19 protein-coding genes are annotated in these 23,603 nt (G+C 60.7%); 11 read left to right on the top strand and 8 right to left on the bottom strand.

The genetic code is table 11. The annotated features are described in order from the left end of the window. The first annotated feature begins 13 nt into the window (after positions 1-13). Complete coding sequence (gene dxs, locus ELEN_RS12725; RefSeq protein ID WP_015761245.1) at positions 14-1,891, top strand: 1-deoxy-D-xylulose-5-phosphate synthase; 1,878 nt, start codon at positions 14-16, stop codon at positions 1,889-1,891. Positions 1,892-2,089: 198 nt separating this feature from the next. Then, positions 2,090-3,142: an inorganic phosphate transporter gene (locus tag ELEN_RS12720; RefSeq protein ID WP_015761244.1), complete on the top strand. Its 1,053-nt coding sequence runs from the start codon at positions 2,090-2,092 to the stop codon at positions 3,140-3,142. Between the two features lie 7 nt (positions 3,143-3,149). On the opposite strand, the gene ELEN_RS12715 is transcribed toward ELEN_RS12720, so the two are convergent. The 3 genes from ELEN_RS12715 to ELEN_RS12705 all read right to left on the bottom strand — a co-directional run bounded on the left by ELEN_RS12715 (position 3,150) and on the right by ELEN_RS12705 (position 7,450). Next, positions 3,150-4,355 (bottom strand): SPFH domain-containing protein, encoded by a 1,206-nt coding sequence (locus tag ELEN_RS12715; RefSeq protein WP_015761243.1) that lies wholly within the window; start codon positions 4,353-4,355, stop codon positions 3,150-3,152. A 45-nt stretch (positions 4,356-4,400) separates the two neighbouring features. Then, positions 4,401-5,264 carry a leucine-rich repeat domain-containing protein gene (locus ELEN_RS15790; protein ID WP_021410301.1) on the bottom strand — a complete coding sequence of 288 codons (864 nt, stop codon included), beginning with the start codon at positions 5,262-5,264 and terminating at the stop codon, positions 4,401-4,403. Positions 5,265-5,782: 518 nt separating this feature from the next. After that, complete coding sequence (locus ELEN_RS12705; protein ID WP_015761241.1) at positions 5,783-7,450, bottom strand: FAD-dependent oxidoreductase; 1,668 nt, start codon at positions 7,448-7,450, stop codon at positions 5,783-5,785. A gap of 327 nt (positions 7,451-7,777) precedes the next feature. Here ELEN_RS12705 and ELEN_RS12700 point away from each other — a divergent pair, with 327 nt between their 5' ends. After that, positions 7,778-9,280: a helix-turn-helix transcriptional regulator gene (locus tag ELEN_RS12700; protein ID WP_015761240.1), complete on the top strand. Its 1,503-nt coding sequence runs from the start codon at positions 7,778-7,780 to the stop codon at positions 9,278-9,280. Positions 9,281-9,430: 150 nt separating this feature from the next. Here ELEN_RS12700 and ELEN_RS15975 read toward each other — a convergent pair whose 3' ends face one another. Further along, positions 9,431-9,604 (bottom strand): YegP family protein, encoded by a 174-nt coding sequence (locus tag ELEN_RS15975; protein WP_015761239.1) that lies wholly within the window; start codon positions 9,602-9,604, stop codon positions 9,431-9,433. 62 nt (positions 9,605-9,666) lie between these two features. After that, complete coding sequence (locus ELEN_RS12695) at positions 9,667-11,004, bottom strand: hypothetical protein (RefSeq protein ID WP_015761238.1); 1,338 nt, start codon at positions 11,002-11,004, stop codon at positions 9,667-9,669. Between the two features lie 234 nt (positions 11,005-11,238). On the opposite strand from ELEN_RS12695, the gene ELEN_RS12690 reads away from it, so the two are divergent. Together ELEN_RS12690 and cgr1 are read left to right on the top strand one after the other, a co-directional pair. Further along, positions 11,239-12,921 carry an FAD-dependent oxidoreductase gene (locus tag ELEN_RS12690; protein ID WP_015761237.1) on the top strand — a complete coding sequence of 561 codons (1,683 nt, stop codon included), beginning with the start codon at positions 11,239-11,241 and terminating at the stop codon, positions 12,919-12,921. Between the two features lie 9 nt (positions 12,922-12,930). Continuing rightward, on the top strand, positions 12,931-13,581 hold the full coding sequence (gene cgr1 / locus ELEN_RS12685) for a cytochrome c-type protein Cgr1 (protein ID WP_015761236.1): 651 nt from the start codon (positions 12,931-12,933) through the stop codon (positions 13,579-13,581). Between the two features lie 58 nt (positions 13,582-13,639). Here the strand turns inward: cgr1 and ELEN_RS12680 are convergent, their stop codons facing one another. Next, positions 13,640-14,152: a GNAT family N-acetyltransferase gene (locus ELEN_RS12680; RefSeq protein WP_015761235.1), complete on the bottom strand. Its 513-nt coding sequence runs from the start codon at positions 14,150-14,152 to the stop codon at positions 13,640-13,642. Between the two features lie 187 nt (positions 14,153-14,339). Here ELEN_RS12680 and ELEN_RS12675 point away from each other — a divergent pair, with 187 nt between their 5' ends. From ELEN_RS12675 to rpsA, 4 genes are all read left to right on the top strand, one after another. After that, positions 14,340-15,614 carry an ammonium transporter gene (locus tag ELEN_RS12675; RefSeq protein WP_015761234.1) on the top strand — a complete coding sequence of 425 codons (1,275 nt, stop codon included), beginning with the start codon at positions 14,340-14,342 and terminating at the stop codon, positions 15,612-15,614. A 13-nt stretch (positions 15,615-15,627) separates the two neighbouring features. After that, positions 15,628-15,966 (top strand): P-II family nitrogen regulator, encoded by a 339-nt coding sequence (locus tag ELEN_RS12670; protein WP_015761233.1) that lies wholly within the window; start codon positions 15,628-15,630, stop codon positions 15,964-15,966. Positions 15,967-16,284: 318 nt separating this feature from the next. Continuing rightward, positions 16,285-16,701 carry a Fur family transcriptional regulator gene (locus ELEN_RS12665; RefSeq protein ID WP_015761232.1) on the top strand — a complete coding sequence of 139 codons (417 nt, stop codon included), beginning with the start codon at positions 16,285-16,287 and terminating at the stop codon, positions 16,699-16,701. Positions 16,702-16,957: 256 nt separating this feature from the next. Beyond that, positions 16,958-18,175 (top strand): 30S ribosomal protein S1, encoded by a 1,218-nt coding sequence (rpsA, locus tag ELEN_RS12660; RefSeq protein WP_009306651.1) that lies wholly within the window; start codon positions 16,958-16,960, stop codon positions 18,173-18,175. Between the two features lie 108 nt (positions 18,176-18,283). Here the strand turns inward: rpsA and ELEN_RS12655 are convergent, their stop codons facing one another. Both ELEN_RS12655 and ELEN_RS12650 read right to left on the bottom strand, forming a co-directional pair. Then, positions 18,284-19,600, bottom strand: a complete 1,317-nt coding sequence (locus ELEN_RS12655) for an NCS2 family permease (RefSeq protein ID WP_009609316.1) — start codon at positions 19,598-19,600, stop codon at positions 18,284-18,286. A 145-nt stretch (positions 19,601-19,745) separates the two neighbouring features. Further along, on the bottom strand, positions 19,746-21,671 hold the full coding sequence (locus ELEN_RS12650) for an acyltransferase family protein (RefSeq protein ID WP_015761231.1): 1,926 nt from the start codon (positions 21,669-21,671) through the stop codon (positions 19,746-19,748). A gap of 258 nt (positions 21,672-21,929) precedes the next feature. On the opposite strand from ELEN_RS12650, the gene mnmA reads away from it, so the two are divergent. Both mnmA and coaE read left to right on the top strand, forming a co-directional pair. After that, complete coding sequence (mnmA, locus tag ELEN_RS12645) at positions 21,930-22,988, top strand: tRNA 2-thiouridine(34) synthase MnmA (protein WP_015761230.1); 1,059 nt, start codon at positions 21,930-21,932, stop codon at positions 22,986-22,988. Next, entirely contained in the window at positions 22,985-23,584 is a 600-nt protein-coding gene (gene coaE, locus ELEN_RS12640; protein ID WP_009306647.1) for a dephospho-CoA kinase, read from the top strand. Before mnmA ends, coaE begins: the two co-directional genes overlap by 4 nt. Positions 23,585-23,603: the final 19 nt, after the last annotated feature.

Here is a 23,603-nt window from a genome sequence, read left to right as displayed (position 1 = left end):
GGTAAGGATGCATATGGATAAGCGTATTCTCGATATCGTGTCGTCCCCTGCCGACCTGAAGCTGCTTACGAACGAGGAGCTGTCCATCCTCGCGCAGGAAGTGCGCGAGGAGATCATCACGACGGCGTCCGAAACGGGCGGGCATGTGGCTTCGTCGCTCGGCGCGGTGGAGATCATCCTGGCCGTGCACAGCATGATGGACTGCCCGCACGACAAGATCGTGTTCGACGTGGGCCACCAGGCCTACGCGCACAAGCTGATCACCGGGCGTCTCGACGAGTTTCGCACGTTGCGCACGTACGGCGGTCTGTCCGGCTTCCCGAAGCCCGACGAGAGCCCCTACGACGTGCACCCGTCCGGCCATGCCTCCGACTCCCTGTCGGTGGCGCTCGGCTTGGCCGAGGCGCGCGAGCTGCGCGGCAGCGACGAGAAGATCGTGGCCGTCATCGGCGATGCGGCCCTGTCGGGCGGCATGGCGTTCGAGGCGCTCAATCACATCGGCCAAGCTCAGACGCCCATGGTGATCATTCTCAACGACAACGAGATGTCCATCTCGCGCAACGTGGGCGCGCTCATGAAGCACCTCGGCTACATGCGCGCCACCCCGCAGTACCGCCAGACCCGTGACTCCGTGCAGGAGGCGCTCGAAAGCAGCGGCGCGTTCGGCAACGCGTTGGCGAATTTCGGGCGCAACATGAAAGAGTCGATGAAGCAGTTCGTCATCCCGCGCACGATGATCTTCGAGCAGCTCGGCATCATCTGCACGGCGCCCATCGACGGTCACGATATCGGTCTGCTCAAGGAGACGCTGGCAACCGTGCTGCACACCGACGTGCCCGTGCTCATGCACGTGGTCACGCGCAAGGGCGCGGGCTACGCGCCCGCGGTGCAGAACCCTGAGAAGTTCCACGGCATCGCGCCGTTCGAAATCGCCACGGGGGATGTGAAAAAGAAGCCGTCCGCCGCGCCTTCGTACACGAGCGTGTTCGGCAAGGCGTTGGCCGCCGAGGCTCGTCGCGATGATCGCATCGTGGCCATCACGGCAGCCATGAAGGGCGGCACGGGCCTCGATGCGTTCGCCGAGGAGTTCCCCGAGCGTTTCGTGGACGCCGGCATCGCCGAGGAACATGCGGTGGGCCTGGCCAGCGGTTTGGCGACGGGCGGCATGAAGCCGGTCGTGGCCCTGTACTCCACGTTCCTCCAGCGCGCCATCGACCAGGTGATCATCAACAACGCCCTGCCGAATCTCGACGTGGTGTTCGCCATCGACCGTGCCGGCATCGTGGGCGAGGACGGCCCCACGCACCACGGCATGTTCGATCTCGCCTACATGCGCATGATCCCGCATATGCGGGTACTTGCCCCCTCTGACGAAGCCGAGCTCGTGCATGCGTTGCATACGGCGCTCGAGCTGGGCGGCCCCTTCGCCATCCGCTATCCGCGCGGGGCGGCCGAAGGCGTCGCGCTGCCTGACGAGCCGCACGTGCTGGAAGAGGGGAGGGCGCGCGTGATCCGCGAAGGCGACGACGTGGCCATCCTCGCGTTCGGACGCATGGTGTCGCGCGCCAAGGAAGCGGCGGCGCTGCTCGCCGTGCGCGGCATCGACGCGCGCGTGGTGGACATGCGCTGGGTCAAGCCGCTCGACGTGGACGAGATCGCCCGCGCGGCGCAGACGAAGCTCGTCGTGACGGTGGAGGGCGGCATCATTTCCGGCGGCGTGGGCGAAGGCGTGCTGAACGAGCTGGCTCGTCAAGGAGCCGCCGTCCCGGCGCTGACGCTGGGCATCCCCGACACGTTCGTGCCCCAAGGCTCCTCGAACCAGCTGCTGCACGACCTCGGCCTTGATGCGGAAGGCATTGCCGATGCCGTAGAGCAGCGTCTCGCTCGCTGAGGCTGCATTCTGCTCGACCTTCCAGCGCCGCCCGCACCGCGCGGGCGGCGCTTTTCTTTACATTCAGCCGGATGCTTTCGGGCGTGCGACGAGCGATTTTACCTAAACTTGATCTTTTCGTTGCCCAATCCTGACATTTCATCACTATCATTGCTCCGAGTGCTTTGTCTTGAGCGATCGGGTGTGGAGGAAACCGGCATGAGCTATGATTTAGGGGCGTTCGTCGGGGCGCTCATGGGCGATCCGGTACTCGCCCTCATCGTTGTTCTGACGCTCGGCGCGACCGTGGTGAACGGTGCGACCGACGCTCCCAACGCGATCGCCACCGTGGTGGGGACGAAGGCCATGAGGCCGGGTCCTGCCATCGCGATGGCGGCGGTCTGCAACTTCGTGGGTCTCGCTGCCATCACCGCCGTGTCGTCGGCCGTGGCGCTGACCATCTTCAAGATGGTCGATTTCGGCGGCGATAACCACGCGGCGCTCATCGCGCTGGCCGCCGCCATGGTAGCCATCATCGTGTGGGGCGTGGCGGCATGGTACTTCGGCATCCCCACGTCGCAGAGCCATTCGCTCATCGCCGGCATCACCGGAGCTGCCATCGCCCTGCAGGGCGGCCTGGCGGGCGTGAACGGCGACGAGTGGATGAAGGTCATTTACGGCCTGGTCATCTCCACGTTTTTGGGATTCGGCACCGGATGGCTGTTCACTCGGCTCATCAAGAAGCTGTGCTGGCATCTCAGCCGCGCGAAGGCGAACTCGTTCTTCAAGTGGGCGCAGATCATCTCGGGCGCGGGCGTGGCCGTGCTCCACGGCGCACAGGACGGCCAGAAGTTTTTGTCGCTGTGTATGCTGGGTATCATGATCGGCATGAGCGGCGCGGTGGACTCGAACGTGGAGTTCCCGTTCTGGCTGATCATCCTCGTGTCGGCGACGATGGCGCTGGGCACGGCCGTGGGCGGCAAGAAGATCATCAAGTCCGTGGGCATGAACATGGTGAAGATGGAGCAATACCAGGGCTTCGCGGCGTGCCTGTCGGCCTGCTTCTGCATCGGCCTGGCCACGTTCACCGGCATGCCCGTATCCACCACCCACACGAAGACCACCGCCATCATGGGTGTGGGTGCCGAGAAGAGCATCCGCACGGTGAAGTGGGGGCTGGCCGGCAGGATGGTGCTCACCTGGATCCTCACGTTCCCCGGCTGCGGCCTCCTGGCCTTCGCCTTCACGCACTTGTTCCTGATGCTGTTCTAGGAATGCATCAGGGCTGCGTTCTGGCTTTGCCGCACTGCGAGCAGTAGTTCCCTGCGCTGCTCGTACCGCATGAAGGGCAAGTCCATGCGGAATCACTGCAGCGCTCTTTGCCACAGTTTTGGCAGAAGTTCCCCGAGTTCTTTACTCCGCAAGAGCAAGTCCAGTTCTGCTGATTGAAGGATCCGGAATGATGAAAGCTGGTCGCTGCGTCGGTGAACAAACGTCCCGCATCCGTTCCGCCTGTCATGTTCGCTAGCCCTAAACCGATAAAGCCGTTAGCTGCTCCGTTTGCGTTTCCTGCCGCGATGCGCATGGCGTCGGATTGGGCGGCTACCAGATTGGCGGCTGCCATATTCGGATCGCGCATCACCGCAGCGCTCTGAAGTCGCTTGATAACGAGTTCGTCCTCTTCCGAAGCTCGAATAGAATTCATTCCAAAGGACACGACGGACATTCCGCGAAGGCTTCGCCATGTGTCAGTGAGCTCTTCGTTTAGAAGCGCTGCAAGTTCGCGAGTATGCGCGGGAACGTTGCTGTATCGCACGCCAGCAGCCGAGATGCGGGAAAATGCAGGTTGCAGGGCGGTCAATAGCTCGCTTTTCAACTGAGAATCCAGTTGATCCTTTGTGTAGGTGGTTTCAACGTTCCCGCAAACGTTGCGGTAGAACAACAGGGGGTTATCTATCCTGTACGAATATTCGCCATTGCAGCGTACGGCTATGTCGATATCAAGGCCAATATTGGCATCGACGACGCGGAAGGGAACGGGGTTAGGGGTTCCGTATTTGTTTCCGACGATCTCCTTGATGTTGAAGTAGTAAACGCGCTGGTCTTTCCCGGGACTGCCGCCGAATCCTATACGACGTTGCATCTCTTTGAACGTGCTCTTGACGTTTGCGCCCAACGGGCCGTAGAAGACGCTCGGCTCGCTTGACGTTTCATATAGGTATTCGCCGGGTTCGGCGCAAAGGTCAACGACAGCTCCTGATTCGACTATGATCATGCACTGGCCATCGTTTATGGCAACAATTGAACCGTTCGAGATAACGTTTTCGTCTCCCTTGGCGTTTGAGGAACGATCAGGGTTCCCTGTCTTCTTCTGTCCTTTTGACGCCAATGTGGAGGCATCAAGCGACTCGCAGTAGAAGAAATCTCTCCACGAATCGGCAAGAACTCCCCGAGTAGAACCTCCCATTGCCTTGATGAGTCCCATAGGATTCGCACCCTTCTGTCGATCTTGCGACCATGTATTTTCTAATTAGTATTTCCTGCCGCAGTGACTGCACTTTTTGACAAGGACGCCTTTGATGTTACCTCCGCAGTGTTCGCAAATGCCGAGTGCTTTGCGTTCCTCCTTTCCTCGCGTGTCATACCAGGGGGTGTCGTAAAAGGGACGCCACTCTGGTTTCCCGTAGTCGCGGAATATGTTCTTCAAGACAGATGTCGGTGCGTTGACGGTGGTCAAAGAAGGGCAGTGCCGAAAAGCGCTCATTTCCAGCTTGGTATTTGATCCCAGGATGGTTACGTCCGATAGGTTTTTGCATTCCTGAAAAGCAAAATTTCCAATTTTTGTGACAGATGCAGGGATGATGACCTCTTCGAGTGAGGAACAATGGCTGAAGCAATTCGTTCCTATGCAGGAGACTCCTTCTTCAATGACGACTTCTGCAAGGGAGTCGCAGCCCGAAAAGCAGCCGTCATCAAGATCGTTGCCGCCTATCGTGCCGATTCCGCTCGGTATGGTTACGCGTTCGAGGCCTGAATAGCCGAAAGATCCTTTCAGGTTCTCGAGTCCGTCGGGAAGCGTGATAGATTTGAGCGACTCGCATCCGAAAAAGGAGTAGGAGATGTCCTGAAGCCTTTCGGGCAAGTTGACGGCTCTGAGCGAAGAACAGCTATCGAAGGCGCCGGATAGCACTTGGAGTTCTTCAGGTAAGGTAATCGTAGTAATGGACGTCTTCCGAAATGCTCCACTTATGTTCGTAACGTTATCCGGTATGACAACGTCGGTGCCGGCTCCGTGGTATTCCTTCAGAGCCCCCGCCTCGATGATGAAGTCGGCAGACTGGATCTTCACCACGCCGTCGATTTTCACCTTGTCGGCGATTTCGGTTTTAACCACAATCTGATTTCCGCAATACGAGCAGAACGCCCTGTCTTGATCAGGCGGGATTTGGATTTGGGCACCGCAACTAGGGCAAACCGCGCTTACGAGATTCATTTTGGCTCCTCCTGTCGAGCAATCTGTTGGACTGCAAGAGGAAGCCCCTGTTACCCAGAGCAAGTAAGGAAGGCACCCACCACAGTCACCACAACTGCTCCGCATCGACAATATGAGCGCAAGCCCAACAATCGAAAGGAGGGGGCAGATGCCCTCCTCGTTTGCTGTTGAAAGCTTGCGATGTATGAAATTGTCGATGCATCTTCTTGCGAAGAGCAGTTGTGGTGACTGCATTGTAGCAAAACATGACGGCTTTCACATCGTTGAAGGGCAAGATGTGAAAGCCGTCATGTTTTGGTCAGGTGTAATTGCGTGAACATGCAGCGGCCTCCGAATCCGGAGGCCGCTTTCGTGCTTAGCCCTCTTCCACCACGGCGGCATCCGGTGGCCGCAAGGGAGGGAGGATGGAAGAAGGGGCGCTACTTAGCCCAATAGCTCTTGGTGTCTTCGTATGTGGCGGGCTTGCTCGGTTCCATCTTGCCGGTAATGGCGTGGATGGCTGCATACCGGCCCATCGTCATGTAGGAACCGCAGCACAGGCCTCCCTGGGCAAGGTTCCATTCCAAACCGCCGCACAGGTTTCCGGCACCGGAGCCGACCGAGTACAGCCCCTTGATGACATTGCCCTGAGCGTCGAGGACCTGGCAGTTGCCGTTCACCATGACGCCGGAGTTGATGGCGCTGCAGCGGATCCATTGGCGTATGCCCCAGTAGGGCGGTGTGTCGATGGGATGCAGGTTCTCCTTCAGCACGCCGAACTCGTTGTCGACGCCCGATGCGCACGCCTCGTTCCATTTCTCGACGCTCTTCTTCAAGGCGTCGGCGGGGATGCCCAACTGCTCCGCCAATTCATCCAACGTATCGGCACGATGCGTGTCGACGAGTGAAGGATAGACGTTCTCCGGGCTCTCCTTGAAGCCGGGAATATAGTTCTCAAGCGATTCGATTGAGGTTTTCGATCCGTATTTCACCATATAATCGCTATCGAAAATGCGAAAGAAGCGCCCGGGATCCTCGACATCTTTCCGGGTGTTGAGCGTCAAGTCCCATGATTCCATCGGAATCTCTTCGTTCATAAAACGCTCGCCCTTTTCATCGAGCGCCATAAGAGGAATGCGGGTCATGAGCATAGGCGCGGCATCCATGTCGTGCATGGTCTTCGCATGGTTGACCGGCGACATGGCGCCGCCTGCGGTCATGCCGAGCAGGATGCCGTCGCCCGTGCGGTTCATCTGCTTGCGGCCGAAGCGGACGACGTCCGGGGAGTAGCGCTCGACCATGCTTTCGTTGTTCTGGTAGTCGCCCGCTGCCAGGATGACGGCTTTGGTTGCGCTGAACTTGATGTAGTCGTTCTCCGATTTGCCGATAACGCCGGTGATCGCGCCGCTTTCGTCTTTGACCAGTTGGACGGCCGGCGTGCTGTAAAAGAATTCCGCACCTTGCTTTTCCGCTGCTGCGGCAAGAAGGGCCATGATGTCAGTGTGGTTCTTGGGTTTCGGGCCATACGTCTTAATGACGGCCGTGCAGAAGTTACCCTCGTCGTAGGTGGTCTTCGTTGCGGAGATCGGGCTCGGGATATAGTCAACTTCTGCCGAGCGTTGAAGCATCCACATGTGCGTCTCGCCGGAGTGATCGACGAACAGCTTCAGCAAGTCGGGATTCATGCGATAGCCGCCGGCTTTCCTCCAAGCTTGCATATACTGCAAGATGCCGGCTTCGTTGCTTTCTTCCAGAATGATGCCCGACGAGCCGTTGCCGTTGGCCTGCACCGTGCCCTCGCGCTGCAGGCATGCGACCGTCGCTCCTTCTTCCAGTGCTGAATATACTGCAGGAACGCCAGCCGTGCCGGCGCCGACAACGACGATGTCGTAGGTTTTCTCTTCTGAGAACGCGGTGATAGGGTCAAGCGAGACCGAAGACTGCGCGAAATCCTCGGCGGTGGTGCCTGCGGGCAAACCTGCGTCAGTTGAAACCGCTCCCGAGGTTGATCCCTTTGGGCTTGCTGCGCATCCGAACATGGTGCCCAGTGCGGCAGTGCCGCCAATCAAAGCCCCACCTTTTAAGAAATCACGACGATTCAGATTCATACATCCCCTCTTTCTCCTGTCCGCTTTTGCGAACGTTGGCAGCGACAGGGCGATTATCGATTCGGTCGTGCGCGTGCTCCATCCTATAAACGATGGGATTCTTTAAAAATGTCCGAAGAGCTGACCATAAAATAGGGGATATTTACAGAAATGGCTTCTTTTTGCCCGTTTGATTGTCAGTTAGGCCCTTGGGAATGAGGCGGTTGGAATGTGTGGCAGGGTATACTAACGGACAGGGGATTGCTGGAATAGAATAGCGATGCGTGAGGAAAAGCGTCCAAATAAGGATTCGGCTATTCGGAAACTCGCTTAAAAGGAGCTCTGGGCATGGGGAACGTCAAAAAAATCGTGGCACCGATCGTAGGCATGACGTTCTTTTGGGCATATTTTCGCTATCAGGCAGTTTTTGGGACTTTGTATCCTCTCGGTAGCGAGGTTTCGGTTTTCGGATACGGTATCCAGCTTTACACCGTGTTTCTCATCGAAGCGCTTGTTTTGAGCGTGATCGCCCTCTTTTTCTTCAAGAAAAGCGGCGGATGCTATTCGTTGGGAAAAAGGGTCGTATTGGCTTCGTCGATCATCGGAACCATGGGCGCAGTTTTGAACATGTGCGTTCAAGCGGGAGTTTTCGATGCGGTCGTTTTCTGGCTTTCAATTTTGTTAACCGTTATCGGGTTTTTGGGAAATTATCTTGCTTGGGCGCAGTACTTCTCGAGTTCGTTTGGGGCAAAGCATCTAGTCTTGCTGGCGATATCGTATTTCATGAGCATCGTTCTCCTTACGGCCCTTTCTCTTTCGTTTGCTTCGATGAAGCCTCTTCTTACGACAATGACTCCGCTAATCGTCGGGTTGTCCTGGTGTCTGGCTCAACCTCAGGGTCGGATTCCAAAGCAGAAAAGAAGCAAGCCCTCGGGCTCGAAAAAATGGATTAACCAGACTACGACATTGTACATAGGCCTCTATATTGCTTTCTTGCTTGCGGGGAGCGTAGTGCGCGGCATTATCGACACCGGTTATTCTTCGGAAAGCGTCCCCTACCTTCGTTGGGTGATTTCAATCGGAGTATCGGGTTTGATCCTTGCGGCATGTGTTTGGTACTGGTTCAAAACCAAGCACGGTATCGACGGCAACGGGGAAGCTGCGGGTTCGAAGCCTCTGTCGATGGCGAAAAGAATGAGCATCGGTCGACTGACCCTTGTTTGCTGGATGGTTTTGGCGTTGCTTTTCTTTTCGGGCATGTTTGCGTCGCTCATATTTGGCTCGTATGTGGAGGGAGGCCATATCGTAGTCGTCGCCCGATCATCGCTCGACTTCTTTTTATGGGTGCTGCTCTGCGATATCGCCACGAAGGGAAGGATCCCTCCCGTACCACTGTTTCTTGTCTGCGGTATTTTGACCGAAGTGGCGTCGTGGCTCGTCAGCTACGTAATGGTGCCCGGGGTTCTGGGCTCTTCCCCGGATGAAGGGCTGCTGTCGTTGGAAACGCTCGTGTTGATGGTTTTGTTTTCCTTGATGGCTTTTGTTGTTGTAGCGTTCGGAGTGTTGGCGTTGCGAAAGCAGCCGAATTCGAGCGATAAAGCTCTCGATAGCGCGGCGAATTCCGCCGCAAGAGTTCCAAGCGAACGCGTGAGCGAGTACAAATTGACGCAGCGCGAAGTCGAAGTAATCCAGCTTTTTTCGCAAGGCTACAGCTTGACGAAAGTTGCCGATGAATTGTTCATTTCCAAAAGCACCGCCCAGACGCATGCAAAGAGCATTTACCGGAAACTGGATATCCATAGCAAGAACGAATTGATCGGCAAGATGAAAGAGTGGACGAACGCGCAATAGGAAAACGTCCTGCGCGACAGGCAAGATCGTCGAATCGTTTTGGCAATCCGTCGCATGTCGCGGATGGGAAGCGGCTGCTTATGAGGCGTCAGGCGGAAATGTCCCAAACGAGGACATCCCCGTTTGGGACGAAGGACGTTCTGCGTGCGCTTAGTCCTCTTCCACCACGGCGGCGTCCGGGGCGTTCTTCTTGACGCTTTCGATGCCCTTCTTGCAGGACTCCTTCGACTTGTACACCTGCGACGTGGCGATGACTTCGCCGTTGTCGGCTTTCAGCACGAAATGGCATCCTGCGTCGGTGGTCTTAATCACGAACTTGCCCATATGCCTGCACCTTTCTCTCGACTGGTGAACCGATCATACACCGCCCGACGAGCGCGCCTGCTTCAAGCTTGCGTGCTTGAAGCAGGAGTTGAGGCTGCAGAGCGGCTGGCAAGCACGCGGGAGATATCGGGGCGAAGCCAGAATACCTGTTTCTTGGCCGAGAACTCCGTAAGCAGGAAGTTGAGCGAGACGAGGCGTGTGAGATCAGCTCTCGCCGTTGAAGCGGCGATGTCGAATCGCTTCTCGTACATGCCCACGTCCACGACGAGCAAGGGGTTGTCTACGAGATCGGCAAGCAGTTGCTTTTGGCGCAGGGTGAGCCTCCTGTCCTCGAAGATGAGGTGCTTGCAGCGCTCGCCGATCTCCTCGGTGCGCGCCACGATGCGTTCGAGCCTGTTCAGCCCTCTGTCGAGAAAGTGGATCATCTGTTGGCTGTACGGGGTGCTGTCTACGCCGAAACTGCTGACGACGAGCGCTTCTCCGTAGCGCATGGGGGCGTCGGGAGGCCCGACGAGCCGTCGCTCCCAGTCGAGGCGCATCTTGGATAGCGGCACGAAGCGAAGGGCCGGGACGCCGATCGCATAGTACGATCGCCAGCGAATGAGCAACTCCATGAGTCCGTTGAAGCGCTCGAATGCCGGCGTTACCCAAATCGTGTCGGCGTTTATCAGCGCGCCGAATAAAGGATGGGGACCCCACAGGCATGGATTCTCGCATCCTGCGACGATCGATTCGAGCAGCTGATCGGAAGGTGGTGACGGCACGGAGGTCTTCGGTGCGGGGGAAGGGCGAGGCTCGACGCGAAGCCCCTTCGTGTCGAGCGCGAGGCGCTCGTGCATGTAGGCGATGAGCTCGACGTTGAACGGTTCGGACGCGAGCTCCTCGATTTCTTCGATGAGCTCTCTCGCGTTGGCGAAGAGCCGTTCTTCGGGCGTTTCCGGCGCTCGCTTGTCGCAAACGATCTCCCGCAGCTCTTCATGCTCGACGTCGACGCCGTCGCGATACCCTGCCGCTTCCAGCTCTTCAAGCGCAAGTTGCTGGATGGCGGGTCGCGTGCTGAGCCGCGCGAGCGACTGCGTTAGCTGGGCGGAGGGATTGCTCCTGCTCACGATATCGTTCAGTCCGGCGATCATCTCGGGCGTCGCCGTCCAGAAGCATTGCCGGCCGATTGGCTGCGACTTGTTCAGCTCCCGCACGGTAGGCCTTCCCGCCATGCGTCGGACGAAAGACACGAGCTCCCACATAAGCGCCGGGTCTGCATCCCCGGGCATAGGCTCTTTCATGAAATCCGCGCGGTAGAGGTAGTTGTGCTGATGTTCCTGGACGAATTCCATGAGCTCTGCATCATGCAGAAGCGCGAGCGCGCTCTCGAGCGCTGCAGCGTCGGCGAACCCCTTCATCGGCATCTCCGTCCCTTCGGTCTTCGTTGCGCTCGCAGTATACTACGCCGCGCTCCTCTCGGCCGCGCGTCTGCTGTCGAAAATCGTCACTTGCGGAAAACTAGTATTTTGACCTGCGAAAACAAATGGTCAATACCGTGTTTTACCTGACGTTGCGCTGTGATTAGACTGGGATTGCGAAGGGACTTTCCGAGTGTTCGGGAAGCGCACGATGGAATCGAGAAGGAGGGTGTCATGGAATACGGAAAGTGCCGCGGCATCGAACGGGGAATGGGAAGGCGAGACTTCCTCAAGGCGGCCACGCTGCTCGGCGCCACGGCGGCAGGAGCAGGCATGTTGGCCGGTTGCGCGCCGAAAAGCGCATCCGAAGCACAGGCTCAGACCGCGCCTGCGGCAACCGGGGGCCTCGACCCGGCCGACGTCGACTGGAAGTACGAGACTGATGTCGTCATCGTCGGCTCGGGCAGCGGCGGCACGTGCGCGGCCATCGAGGCGGCAGAGGCCGGCGCCGACGTCGTCGTGTTCGAGAAGGACAAGGCGATGTACGGCGGCAACTCGGCACTATGCGGTGGATACATGCTGGCAGCGGGTTGGTCCACTCAGGAAGAGATCACCGGCTACGCGGGCGATACGGGCGAAGCGTTCGCGAACCAGATGCTGCGCTGGTCGCAAGGTCTGGGAAACCAGGATATGATCCGCGAGGCGTGCTTGCGCTCCGGCGAGGCCGTCGATTGGATGATGGACACCGGTCGCACGTACGAGGGCGCAAGCCCGCTGCCCCCGGTCTGGTCATGCGGCGACACGGAGGCCGATGTCGTGCCGCGCTCGGTGTACAACCACAATGCCTACGGTGCGACGGAAGGCCATATGGCAACGCTGAAAAAGCGCGCCGAAAGCCTGTCGAACATCGAAATCGAGATGGGCTGCGAGGTGGCGCACATCCTGAAGAACGCCGAAGGCTCCGTTATCGGCGTGCAGCTGGCCGACGGCTCCTTCGCCAAGGCGCGAAAAGGCGTGGTCATGGCGTGCGCTTCGGTGGACAACAACCTTGAGATGTCTAAGGACCTGGGCCTCATGCAGAACGTCTGGGGCCTAACGCTCGAAGGCGCAGGGCTGCTCGCTCCGGGCAACCCCGATATGGACTCGAATACCGGTGACGGGGTGCGGATGCTGCGCGAGATCGGTGCTGAGCTTTGCATGCAGCAGGCCGTGTGCATGAACGATTCTATCTACGTAGGCGGCATCAGCGACTGGGGTATGAGCGAGATCCTGGGCAAGGACGTCAATATCCACGACTCGTCGAACATAGACGCCATCCTCGTGGACAAGACCGGCAGACGGTTTTGCCAGGACGATGCCGAGTGGGGCTATGTCATGCACGAGTGCGCGCAAGCTGCATGGAAGCAGGGTTTCACCCCCGACGATCCGACTACGGGTTATATCTTCTATGTGTACGATGCGACCGGGGCGCCTTTTTTCGAGATGAAAGGGCATACGCCCGACACGTGCGATACTACGTTCTCGGCCGATTCGGTTGATGGCCTCGCCGAGTTTATCGGCTGCGATCCGACCGCCCTCGCCTCCGAAGTGGAGAGGTGGAACTCTTTCTGCGAGGCCGGTTTGGATGCCGACTTCGGCCGCAGGGCCAACATGGCCCCCATCGCGACGCCGCCGTTCTACTGCGATGTCGTGCGCCCCGGCCCTATGGGCACCTTCGCCGGCGCGAAGTCCAACGTGGAAGCCGAGATCATCGGCCTCGACGGCAACCCCATTCCACGGCTGTACGGCGCCGGGTGCATCATCGGGGGTAACGTCTCGGGTGCCTTCTACTTCGGCTGCGGCTGGTCCATCACGAACACCGTCGTCTGGGGCCGCGAGGCCGGGCGGAACGTGGCCGCCCTCGAGCCGTGGGAGTAGGGGAGCGCCATGGCTGAGGAACCTGTGGTGATCGGGGATCCCGCGCCCCGGACGAGGAAGTGGCCCATCGTCGTGGGCGTTGTCGTGGTTGTCTTGATTGCAGCCGGTGCCGGCTTCTGGGTTTGGCACGAGCAGCCGAGCTTCTGCGCCGCCATCTGCCACACGCCGATGGACGAGTACTTGGAAACGTACGAGCAGGAAGCAGGCACGGCGGGCGTCGACAAGTGGGGCAACGAAGTTGCCAACACGAACGCGATGCTGGCCGTCTCGCACAAGGCTCAGGGCAAGGACTGCATGGCCTGCCATGTGCCGACGCTGAGCGAGCAGATGTCCGAGGGCATGAACTGGGTCACCGGCAACTACGTGTACCCGCTTGAAGAGCGCGACACGGAGATGCTGACCGAGGCTCGCGGCGTTGACGCCGACGAGTTCTGCCTGAACGAGAGCTGCCACAACCTGACGCGCGACGACCTGATCAAGGCCACGAGCGACATGGAGTTCAACCCGCATCAGCCGCAGCACGGCGAGATCGAGTGCAGCGAGTGCCACAAGGCGCACCGCGCTTCCGTGATGTACTGCACGCAGTGCCACAGCGAAGCCGAAGTGCCGGAGGGCTGGCTGACCGTCGCCGAGGCCAACAAGCTTTCGACGGCGGCGTAGATAAGTACCCTTGTCGCCGACGGTTCCGCAAGGACTGTCGGCGACTTGGCCTCTCGGGCTACTCGACCCGTTTCTCCATGATGAAGTCGTCCATGACGAAGCCGTTGCCGATGTCGGTTTCCACAGCGTCGATGGTTTCGAATCCCTTGCCGAGATAGGCGCGAATACCAAGGTCGTTGTGTTTGTTCACCGTGAGGTACATCGCCTCGAGGCCGCGCTCGTGGCACAGCCGCTCGTAGAAGGCGATGGCCTGCGAGGCGAAGCCCTTGCCGCGTTCCTCGGCCTGCAGGTACACCTTCGAGATGAAGTAGCGGTTCGTCTCGGGCTCCGCGCGGCCCCCCGTGTACCCCACGATGCGCCCGTCGTCCTCGGCGCGCAGGAACCAGTACTCGTAGGCGTGCTCGCGCAGGTCGCGCTCGATGGCGCCGAGGCTTTGGAAGTTCTCCACCATGTAGTCGGTTTGCGCGTCGCCGATGAGGGCGGGCCAGTACTCGTGCCAGATCTCGTCGGCCAGCGCGGCGAGGCGCTGTCTATCGTCGGCGGTTCGAACGGCGTCGAATGCGATGCTCATGGAAGGCAACCTTTCGCGGGTGGGGCGGTGGTGCGTGTTTCCTTATTGTAACGCGGCCGCTTCGTGTTTGTTACAAGACGTTTCCCGGCGTGTTAACAGTGGCAGCTGTGACTCAACACCAGGTCAAAGCGTGGGATCATCGAAGCGTAACCGATGCGACGCGCGATTTCCAAGGAGGTAGATGCATATGTTTGACACAGGGTCGACGGGCTTCATGATCGTTTGCGCGATGCTCGTCCTGCTGATGACGCCGGGTCTGGCGTTCTTCTACGGGGGCTTGAGCCGCCGTAAGAACGTCGTGAGCACGATGATCATGTCGTTTGCGGTGCTCGGCATCGTCGGCATCACGTGGACGGTGTGCGGCTGGTCGTTCGCGTACGGTGGCGACGGCTCGATACCGTTCTTCGGGGGCTTCGATCAGATAGGCCTGCAAGGGCTCGTGATCGACATAACGAGCGAGGCGCCCGAAGCGCTGAGTCACGGCGCGTATCCCGCGATGGCCGACGTGGTGTTTCAGCTGGCGTTCTGCATGATCACCACGGCCATCATCACGGGTGCGGTGGCCGGTCGCGTGAAGTTCGGCGCGGTGTGCGCGTTCGTGGCCGTGTGGACCGTGGTGGTGTACCCGCCGCTCGCGCACATGGTATGGGGCGGCGAGGGCAGCCTCGTGGGCGACACCATCGGGGCCCTCGATTTCGCGGGCGGCGACGTGGTGCACATCTCGTCCGGCCTCACGGGCCTCATCCTTTGCCTGATTGCAGGCAAGCGGCGCGGGTTCGGCCTGGTGAGCTACCGTCCACACAACGTGCCGTTCGTCGCGTTGGGCGCCACGCTTTTGTGGTTCGGCTGGTTCGGCTTCAATGCGGGCTCCGAGTTCGCCCCCGACGGCGTGGCGGCGCTTGCGCTCGTGAACACCGTGGTGGCGTCGGGCGCAGGGCTCGTGTCGTGGATGCTCATCGAGCGTGCGCGCGCGGGCAAGCCCACGCTCGTGGGCGCGGCGACGGGGCTGGTGGCCGGCCTCGTGGTCATCACGCCGGCGGCGGGATTCGTGGAGCCGTGGGCCGCGGTGGTCATGGGCCTCGTCGTGTCGCCCGTGTGCTACTTCGCCGTGTCGTTCCTCAAGCGGAAGCTCGGCTACGACGACGCGCTCGACGCCTTCGGCATCCATGCGATCGGCGGCGTCACGGGCGGCGTGCTGACCGGCCTGTTCTGCGTGCCCGAGCTTTCGTGGACCGAATTCGGCGGTCTGTTCTACACGGGCGATCCCGCGCTGCTGGGCGCGCAGGTGCTCGGCATCCTCGTGACGGTCGTGTTTGTGGGCGTGCTCGACGTTGTCCTGGGCTTCGTCGTGAAGGCATGCTTCAAGGGCAGCCTGCGCGTGAGCGAGGCCGAGGAAGCGCAGGGCCTCGACGTGGCGGCTCACGGCGAGAGCGCGTACCCGGCCTACGTGGGCCTCGACTAGGAAAGGAGCGAACATGAAGAAGATCACGGCTATCGTGCGACCCGAGAAGCTCGAGCCGCTCAAGGAAGCACTCTTCGCCGCGCAGGTGTCGGGCATGACCGTCTCGCAGGTGCAGGGCTGCGGCAAGCAGCATGGGTGGAAGGAGCACTACCGCGGCACCGAGATCATGCTGAACATGATTCCCAAGGTGAAGTTCGAGCTTGTGGTGGACGACGCGGAGACGGGTCCGCTCGTCGACCTCATCCGCGCTACTGCGCGAACCGGGGAAGTGGGCGACGGCAAGATATTCGTCTTCCCCGTGGAAGACGTCGTGCGCATCCGCACCGGGGAAACCGGAGAGGATGCCGTGTAGAAGATGCGGGGCTGACCGCCCCTACGTCGCAATGCGTGACGGCTCCGTAGGGGCGGCCTGCTGGCCGCCCGTCGCTTCTCGGCGCCTCAGGGCCGGGATCCCCTTCACGGCAGTGGTTTTCGTGATCCCGCGTAGCCGAACCGGCCGTTTCTGGCGAGCGCATCGCAAGCGCCGGGCAATCGGCCGAATCGGGCCGGTTTGTGGACGTTCGCGGGAACGCGGCGGCCGTTCGTGATGTGTGCTTGTCTTTCCATACTAATGATATATAATCCTAATTAATCAATAGTATGGGTTAGACATGCGAACGGCAGGACTATTATGGCTACGGAAAAAGCAGAGCGCGCCACGACGCGCAACACTATTCAGAGAGCGCTCGTCTTGGAGGCGGTGCAATCACTGCATAACCATCCCACCTCGGCAGACGTGTACGAGGTGGTGCGCGCGCGCCACCCCAATATTTCGCGTGCCACGGTGTACCGCAACCTCGGCGTGCTGGCGAACCGCGGGGAAGTGCTGCGGGTTGAAGTTCCCAACGGCGCCGACCGCTACGATTTCCTCAACAAGCCGCACTACCACGCGAAGTGCCGCATATGCGGCGGCGTGTTCGACATCGACATGCCCTATCAGGACGATATCGTATCGCGGGTTTCCGATGCGCACGGCTTCACCATCGAGCATCACGAGATCATTTTCGACGGTGTGTGCGCCCACTGCAAGGCTAGTGCCGAGAACTGATCGAGCCTTTTCTACCGTGCGGAGAGAGTCGGAATTATCGTGAGAGTTCGTCAAAATGAGCGCAGCGGCCGGGTGCCGCTGTGCTATACTACTATGGCTTATAGCACGGAAGCTGTAAGCGTACGGTAATGTAGGCCCCCGAGACATGTTTGTTACACCGCTGCACGGGCAAGTTTCTTGCACAAGCGAACATGGTGAAGTAGCAAGTAATCATGACGAAGGGTCCCCGATTAGAAAGAATTGAAAGGGGTCCGTTTTGACCGACATCAAAAACACGTCCGTCATCGACTTCGAGGACATCTCCGACGAGCAGATGAACGCGATGATCGACGGCACGCTGACCGAGTTCGACGAGGGCGATCTGGTCGACGGCACGGTCGTCAAGATCGAGCACGACGAGGTGCTCGTCGACATCGGCTTCAAGAGCGAGGGCGTCATCCCGTCCCGCGAGCTGTCCATCCGCAAGGATGCCGATCCGTCCGACATCGTGGAGCTGGGCGAGAAGATCGAAGCCCTCGTTCTTCAGAAGGAAGACAAGGACGGCCGCCTGATCCTCTCCAAGAAGCGTGCCGAGTACGAGCGTGCTTGGATTCGCGTCGAAGAGAAGTTCAAGGCCGGCGAAGTGGTCACGGGCGAGGTTATCGAAGTCGTCAAGGGCGGCCTCATCCTCGATATCGGCCTGCGCGGCTTCCTGCCGGCATCGCTGGTCGACCTTCGTCGCGTCAAGGATCTCGACATGTACCTGGGCACCGAGATCGAAGCCCGCGTCATCGAGATGGACCGCAACCGCAACAACGTCGTGCTGTCCCGCCGCGTGCTGCTTGAGGAAGGCCGCAAGAACGAGCGCGCCGAGATCCTCGCGAAGCTGTCGAAGGGCATGCGCCTCAAGGGCACCGTTTCCTCGATCGTCGACTTCGGCGCGTTCGTCGACCTCGGCGGCATCGACGGCCTCGTGCACATCTCCGAGCTGTCCTGGAACCACGTCAACCATCCCTCCGAGGTCGTCAAGGTCGGCGACGAGGTGGAGGTCGAGGTTCTGGACGTCGATCTGCAGCGCGAGCGCATCTCGCTCGGCCTCAAGCAGACGACGGAGGATCCGTGGGTCAAGCTCGTCGAGAGCTACCCGGTGGGCACCATCGTCGACGGCAAGGTGACGAAGATCGTGCCGTTCGGCGCGTTCATCGAGCTGGGCCAGTCCATCGAGGGTCTGGTGCACATCTCCGAGATGGCCATGCGCCACATCGACACCCCGGCTCAGGTCGTGAAGGCCGGCGACGAGGTGAAGGTGAAGGTCATGGAGATCAACCCCGAGCGTCGCCGCATCTCCCTGTCCATGAAGGCCGCCGCGGCCGACCTGGGCTTCGAGATCGAAGTGGACGAGTCCATCCAGGTTGAGGAGAAGCCGGCCAAGAAGAAGGCCGAGAAGGCTGACGCTCCCGCCGAGGAAGCCGCCGCTCCCGAGGCTGCCGAATAGCCTAAGCGTCCATAACGCGTATATGAGAAGGCCGGTCGCAAGACCGGCCTTCTTTTGCTATTGGAGCCGACGACGCAAGTGCCGGCTCTTTTCTGAACGCAGACGCTTCTATGCGAAGATGAACGAAGCCAAAAACGCTAGGGCGGCTACCCACATAAGGGGCTTCACGTCGCGGAACTTGCCTTGGGCAACCTTGATGATGCAGTAGGAGATGAAGCCCAAGCCGATGCCGTTGGCGATGGAGTACGTCATGGGGATGCCCACGATGGTAAGGAATGCCGGGAATGCAGAAGCGATGTCGCTCCAATCGATTTCGCCGATCTCGGTCATCATGAGGTATCCCACCACCACAAGGGCTCCGCAGGTGGCCGAGCTGGTTACCATGCCGATAACCGGCGCGAGGAACGCGCAAGCCACGAACGCGATGCCGATGACGATGTTCGACAGGCCGGTGCGGGCACCGGCTGCCGCGCCGGAGACGGATTCCACGAACGACGTGATGGAGCTCGCCCCGATGAAGCCGCCGGCTGCCGCCGCGGCCGAATCCACGATGAGGATAGGCTGCACGTCTTCGACATCGCCTTTCTTGTCCACGAAGCCAGCGCGGCTGCCTACGGCCACCACAGTTCCCATGGTGTCGAAGAAGTCGCTCATGAGCAGGCTGAATACGAACAGCAGTAGCACGGGCTGCACGATGACCTGCGCGATGGCCAGCGTGCCCTCGGGCGTGACTTGGAACGGAGCTGCGAATGCGGAGAAGTCGGGCGCGAACGAGAAGTCGGTGACAGGAGGAGTCACGCCCATCGGAATGCCGATGATAGTGGCCGCCACGATGGAGATCAGCAGGGCGCCTTTGAGATTGACGGCGGTGAGCACCACGGCCACGATGATGGAGATGGCGGCCACAATGGCGGTCGGGCTGGTGAGATCGCCCAGCGCAAGGAACGTGGATTCGTCGGCGGCGATGAATCCACCGCCCTTCAGCCCGATGAATGCGATGAACAAACCGATGCCGATGCCGATGGCGCGTCTGAGAGATACGGGGATGGCATCCATGACGGCTTTACGCAAGCCGCAAAGCACCAGCAGCAAGATGAGGATGCCTTCCAGGAACACGACGGCCATGGCCACGCGCCAGTCCACGCCGAGGCCGAGGCACAGCGAATAGGCGACGATGGCGTTGATGCCCATCCCGGAGGCGAGCGCGATGGGACGGTTCGCGAACAGGCCCATCGCGACCGTCATGATGGCGGCGCCGAAACAGGTCGCGGTCAGTGCGGCGTTGAACGGGATTCCCGCCGCCTCCATCATCGCCGGATTCACCGCGATGATGTACGCCATGGCGAGAAACGTCGTCAGGCCGCCAATGACTTCGTTGGAGACAGTGCTGCCTCGCTCGGATATCTTAAAGAACTTGTCTAGCATGTAGAAACCCCCTCGTTGTTCGCGTGGGCCTGCGTAGCAGGATTCCCATCGTTTGTACATTGCCGCTTTCGCATTGTACAAGTCCGATTACGAAACGGGAAGGGTATAAGCGCCTTTCGAAGATGCTTCAGGCTGGCGGCGAGGGTTACTCTCGGGGCTTTAGATTGCTCGCCGCGTTCGCGGCGAGCGCGCGCACGGTGTCGGAGGAGGCTTTCTGTGCGTTGTCGGCAGCCAGTTCGAGCGGCGACTTGACCACGGCGGCTTCGTCGCTTTCGGCGTGGACGGGCAGCAGCGGTGCGACGGCATCGTGGACGAGGCCTATGTAGGCTCGCGCGCCCTCCTCGGTGAGATGGGTGCCGTCTCCGTCGAAGTACTCGTCGTGGCCGGCGCTGGCGGTGTACCAGTCGATCACGTGTACGTTGTCGTGGCGGTCGACCGCGTCGAACATGGCGCCGTTGGTCTGGCCTACCCACGATTGCGGGCTGCGGGTGTTCACGAAGAACACCTGGCGGCCGGGTCCGGTCGCTGCCACGAGTTCGTCGATCTGCTCGTCGGTGGCCGCTCCGTTCGTGCCGAGGGCGAACACCACCACGCCTCCCACGATATCCTGGTCGTTATAGTAGTCGAACGTCTCCTGGCCGGCGTACAGCTGGCGGTTCACGGCGGCGTCGATCGCGCCGTAGGGGAACGTCTCCTCGAACTGGGGGATGGCGCGCACCGAGACCGAATCGCCGATCATAAGCACGTCGAGCTTGGGCGACTCGGCCGCTGCGTCGTCGACGGGCAGCTCGGGCATCTGCGAGGTGTGGGCCTGCTCGTCCTTCAGCAGGTCGGCGGCGCCGATGGCGGAGGTGGGAGGCACCACGATAAGGCCGATCACGGCCACGATGGTCACGGCCGACCCCGCTAGGACGGGAACGACGTGGTGCTTGAGCCATGCGGGCGGATCGATTTCTTTCGAGCGCACGCCTTTCGCGAACGCTCCGATGGCCCCCTTGCGCAAGGGGTTCTCCACGAAGCGGTACGAGAACGCGGCGCAGGCGAACACGACGGCCACCTGCACGAGATACATCCACCACGGCGTCTCGCCCGTGAAGTTGCGCGGGTTCATGAGCAGGAACAGCGGGTAGTGCCACAAGTAGATGCCGTACGAACGCAGGCCTATCCATACAAGCGGCTTCGTTCCGGCGAAGCGCCCGAGCAGGCTCGCAGGATGCACCATCACCGCGATGACGACGGCGGTGAGCACGGAGGCCAGCAGGATGCCGCCGCGGTAGAGGAACGGCGAGAAGCCGTCCACGAACACGATGAGGCCCAGCAGGGCGACGAGCGCGACGATTCCCACGCCGTCCAGGACGTTGCGCACCTGCTTCGTAAGGTGCACGCTCTTCTGGGCTCCCAGCATGTGCGAGGGCCACACGAACGCCAGCCATGCGCCGATAAGCAGCGAGAACGCGCGGGTGTCGGTGCCGTAGTACACGCGGCTCGGGTCGTCCAGCGGGTTGTACAGCAGCGCCATCTCCAGCGCCGACAAGAGGGCGACGATCAGCGTGGCATTGCGCATGGTGGTGCGCTTCACGCCCGTTTTGTGGGCGACCAGCAGCACGACCGGCCAGACGAGGTAGAACTGCTCTTCGATGGCGAGCGACCAGAAGTGGGTGAGCGGCGAGGGAGCGCCCAGCGCGTCGAAATAAGAAGCATCTTGGAAGATGTACCACCAGTTCGTCACCCAGAGCAGCGCGGCCCACATGTCGTCGCGCAGCTTCGTGAGCAGGCTGTGGTCGAGCAAGGCGCAGAGTGCGGCGGTGCATACGATGACCAGCACGATGGCCGGCATGAGCCGTCGCACCCGTCGCAGCCAGAATTGCGGCAGGTTGATGGTTTCGGTGTTGTCCCACTCGATGAGCAGCAGGCTGGTTATGAGATAGCCCGACAGCACGAAGAACACCGTGACGCCCAACAGGCCTCCAGGAGCCCATTGCATCCCAAGATGGTAGGCGATAACGGCGAGGACGGCGAACGCGCGCAGTCCGTCGAGTGCGGGAATATAGCGTGATTTCGTCCCCGACATGCGAGCCTTGCCCTCCCTTCGATTCTTCGCGCCCCTCGGGCGCGAATTGCCAGTATAACAATGTTTCTACATCTCGTCCGCAACATAAAGAGGGTGAGAGATTCTTCATACGCCATTCAACGAAGCGCTGAAGCAAGGCTTCGGCGATCGTGTGTTAAGAGGTCGGATCGTCTACTCGATCTTCTATCGCCGTGGGATAATCGCAGAAAGACGCGATTTCCCGATGAGCGCATCGGGGCGACAGGAGGAGTGCCGGAAATGAATGCGAGCGGGCGCATTGCGCTCGGAATGAGCGGTGGGGTGGACAGCGCGGTTTCTGCAGCGCTGCTCATGCGCGCCGGGTACGAGGTGGTGGGCGTCACGTGCCGCTTTCGCGACAACGCTGCCACCGAGCGCGCGGCGGCCGATGCGGCGGCCGTGTGCTCCCAGTTGGGCATCCGCCACGAGGCGCCGGGGTGCGTGGGCGAGTTCGAACGCTGCGTGGTGGAGCCGTTCGTCTCGTCGTACGCGGCGGGCCTCACGCCTAGTCCGTGCGTGGGTTGCAACGCGCGGTGCAAGATGCCCGCGCTCGTGCGGGTAGCCGGCGAACTGGGGTGCGACCGCATCGCCACGGGCCACTACGCGCGCATTGCCCGCCTGTCCGATTCGGGGCGCTTCGTGGTGAAGCGAGCCCTGGATGCGCGCAAGGACCAAAGCTACATGCTTTCGCTGTTGAGCCAGGAGCAGCTGGCGCGCCTCGTGTTGCCGCTGGGGGCCATGACGAAGGCGGAGGTGCGTGTGATCGCGGCCGATCTGGGCCTGGTCGTGGCCGAGAAGGCCGAAAGCCAAGACAACTGCTTCATCGAGGGCGACTACCGTCCGTTTCTGCGCGCGCGTGGCGTGGAAGACGCGCCTGGGGACATTGTGGATCGCATGGGGAATGTGCTCGGCTGCCACGAGGGGCTGGCGAACTACACGGTGGGACAGCGCAAGGGCATCGGCGTGGCAGGCCCCGAGCCGTACTACGTGGTGGAGAAGCGCGTCGAAACCCGCGAACTCGTGGTGGGTTTTGCCGACGAGACGCTCATCGGCTCCGTCGTGGTGGGCGGGATGAACTGGCAAGCGTTCGAATCGCTCGGCGAATCGTACGGCGCGATGGTGAAACTACGCTACCGGAGCCGTCCGTGTGCGTGTATCATAGAGCCGGAAGACGACCAGCGCGTATCGCTCGCGCTGCGGAGTCCGCAGCCAACCACGGCGCCGGGCCAATACGCCGTTCTCTACGACGGCGACACCGTATTGGGAGGCGGCATGATTGAGGAGGTAATGCACGCATGAAGAAGCTGTTCATCATCGGCGGCATGGGAGCCGGCAAGTCCACGGCCCGCAAGGCGCTGGTCGAGCAAGGTTTGCCGAACATCGATCTCGACCAAGTGGGCCACGACGTCCTTCTGTGGGACACGGTGAAGTCCGAGCTCGTGGAAACGTTCGGCGAGGACATCCTGGGAGCCGACGGCGAGATCGACCGCCGCGCGCTGGCTGCCAAGGCGTTCGTGAGTCCGGCCGAGACGCGCAAGCTCAACCGCATCACGCTGCCGCGCATCGAAGAGGCGTTCACCGACCGCGTGGCCGAGCTGGAGGCTGAAGGCCACAAGGCCGTCGTGGTGGAGCATTCGGTGTTCAAGAACCGCCAGACGTCGCTCGCTTACGACGCCGACGTGGTGATCGCCGTCCTCGCGCCCATCGACCTGCGTATCGAGCGTGCGGTGAAGAGCGGTTGGGACGAGACCGACGTGCGTCGTCGCATCGCCCAGCAGATCACCGACGCGGATCGCATCGAGGCGTCCGACGTGGTGTTCAACAACGACGGTACTCCCGAGGAGATGCGCAACAAGGTGCTGGCCTGGTGGGGAGAGTATTCCAAGGACCTGTAGGTCCTCGCGTTCAACCTGC

The organism is Eggerthella lenta DSM 2243 (genome assembly GCF_000024265.1).
Classification (GTDB): Bacteria; Actinomycetota; Coriobacteriia; order Coriobacteriales; family Eggerthellaceae; genus Eggerthella; species Eggerthella lenta.
This window is presented reverse-complemented; position numbering and strand designations above follow the sequence as displayed.

Coding starts and splice junctions, on each gene's coding strand:
- dxs (WP_015761245.1), top strand. CDS start 14: ATGGATAAGCGTATTCTCGATATCGTGTCGTCCCCTGCCGACCTGAAG.
- ELEN_RS12720 (WP_015761244.1), top strand. CDS start 2,090: ATGAGCTATGATTTAGGGGCGTTCGTCGGGGCGCTCATGGGCGATCCG.
- ELEN_RS12715 (WP_015761243.1), bottom strand. CDS start 4,355: ATGGGACTCATCAAGGCAATGGGAGGTTCTACTCGGGGAGTTCTTGCC.
- ELEN_RS12705 (WP_015761241.1), bottom strand. CDS start 7,450: ATGAATCTGAATCGTCGTGATTTCTTAAAAGGTGGGGCTTTGATTGGC.
- ELEN_RS12700 (WP_015761240.1), top strand. CDS start 7,778: ATGGGGAACGTCAAAAAAATCGTGGCACCGATCGTAGGCATGACGTTC.
- ELEN_RS15975 (WP_015761239.1), bottom strand. CDS start 9,604: ATGGGCAAGTTCGTGATTAAGACCACCGACGCAGGATGCCATTTCGTG.
- ELEN_RS12695 (WP_015761238.1), bottom strand. CDS start 11,004: ATGAAGGGGTTCGCCGACGCTGCAGCGCTCGAGAGCGCGCTCGCGCTT.
- ELEN_RS12690 (WP_015761237.1), top strand. CDS start 11,239: ATGGAATACGGAAAGTGCCGCGGCATCGAACGGGGAATGGGAAGGCGA.
- cgr1 (WP_015761236.1), top strand. CDS start 12,931: ATGGCTGAGGAACCTGTGGTGATCGGGGATCCCGCGCCCCGGACGAGG.
- ELEN_RS12680 (WP_015761235.1), bottom strand. CDS start 14,152: ATGAGCATCGCATTCGACGCCGTTCGAACCGCCGACGATAGACAGCGC.
- ELEN_RS12675 (WP_015761234.1), top strand. CDS start 14,340: ATGTTTGACACAGGGTCGACGGGCTTCATGATCGTTTGCGCGATGCTC.
- ELEN_RS12670 (WP_015761233.1), top strand. CDS start 15,628: ATGAAGAAGATCACGGCTATCGTGCGACCCGAGAAGCTCGAGCCGCTC.
- ELEN_RS12665 (WP_015761232.1), top strand. CDS start 16,285: ATGGCTACGGAAAAAGCAGAGCGCGCCACGACGCGCAACACTATTCAG.
- ELEN_RS12655 (WP_009609316.1), bottom strand. CDS start 19,600: ATGCTAGACAAGTTCTTTAAGATATCCGAGCGAGGCAGCACTGTCTCC.
- ELEN_RS12650 (WP_015761231.1), bottom strand. CDS start 21,671: ATGTCGGGGACGAAATCACGCTATATTCCCGCACTCGACGGACTGCGC.
- mnmA (WP_015761230.1), top strand. CDS start 21,930: ATGAATGCGAGCGGGCGCATTGCGCTCGGAATGAGCGGTGGGGTGGAC.
- coaE (WP_009306647.1), top strand. CDS start 22,985: ATGAAGAAGCTGTTCATCATCGGCGGCATGGGAGCCGGCAAGTCCACG.